The organism is Variovorax nivicola (assembly GCF_051216475.1).
In the GTDB taxonomy this organism is placed as follows: domain Bacteria; phylum Pseudomonadota; class Gammaproteobacteria; order Burkholderiales; family Burkholderiaceae_C; genus Variovorax.
In genome coordinates, this window is the sequence record NZ_JBPJZK010000039.1 from 1 (window position 1) to 1166 (window position 1166).

Sequence of the window (1166 nt, forward strand, 5' to 3'; positions counted from 1 at the left end):
AGGACCTCGAGGAAACAAACGACATTTTGAAGGCGGCATCAATTTTCTTCGCGAGGGAACTCGACCCTCGCCACCACTGATCGTCCGGTTCATCGATGAGATGAGATCGGAGGGCCACGGGGTCGAGTCGACGTGCGATGTCCTGCAATCGCAGGGTGTCCGCGTCGCCCCTAGGTCCTATCGCGCCTGGCGCCGCAGGCCCGCAGCCACCAGGACCATCACTGACGCCGCCCTCGTGGCGATGTTCCATCAGCTGCGGGCACGCGATACGAAGGGCCGTCAACGACCCGAGATCCTCTACGGACGTCGGAAGATGACGGCATGGCTGGCCCGCAACGGGTTCCCTGGGATGTCCAAACACACCGTCGATCGGGTCATGCGGGCCGAAGGCATGAATGGGCTCATCCGCGGCCGCCGAACGACCACAACAATCCCGAGCAAGAACGGAAAACGCGCCGGCGACCTGCTTAACCGGGAGTTCACGGCCCCGCGCCCGAACCACACCTGGGTGACCGATTTCACCTATGTGCCCACGTGGTCCGGGTTCGTCTATGTCGCGTTCGTGATCGACCTGTTCTCGAGGGCGATCGTCGGATGGCAAGCTTCGACGATCAAGGACACCGCGTTTGTGGAGGCATGCCTGCGGATGGCGCTTTGGCGCCGCGATCAGATGAACCGGCCGATCGAGGCGGGATTGATTCATCACAGCGATGCCGGGTCGCAATACACATCCGTGAGGTTCACCGAGACCGTCGCCCTCGAGGGCCTTGCCGCATCGATCGGATCCGTCGGAGATGCCTACGACAATGCCGCCGCTGAAACGGTGATGGGGCTGTTTAAGAACGAAGCGATCCGCAACGGCTCACCGTTTCGGACCGGACCGCTCAAGGGCCTCGCCGACGTCGAAGAAGTCACCTTCGACTGGGTCGCATGGTACAACAATGAACGAATCCACTCATTTATCGGCGATCTCCCGCCCGAGGAATTCGAAGCGAACTACTACGCTGGTAAAACCGGCCCGTCAGCCGACGACGCCGCCAACAAAACGGCGGCATGAAACCCGGGACGGTTCAGTATCACTTGAGGACCTTCAACGTGGGCCGTGGCCGAACCTGCGAAGCCTCTCCGCGCGAGACACTAATCGGGTGACTGACGGCAGGCTCACC

At 61.7% G+C, this 1166-nt stretch carries 1 protein-coding gene; it reads left to right on the forward strand.

Going from position 1 to position 1166, the window contains the following annotated elements; translation table 11 throughout:
- Positions 1-1057 (forward strand): IS3 family transposase (locus ACSFBF_RS36020; protein ID WP_435475177.1); only part of this gene is annotated, 1057 nt, incomplete at its 5' end.
- Positions 1058-1166: the final 109 nt, after the last annotated feature.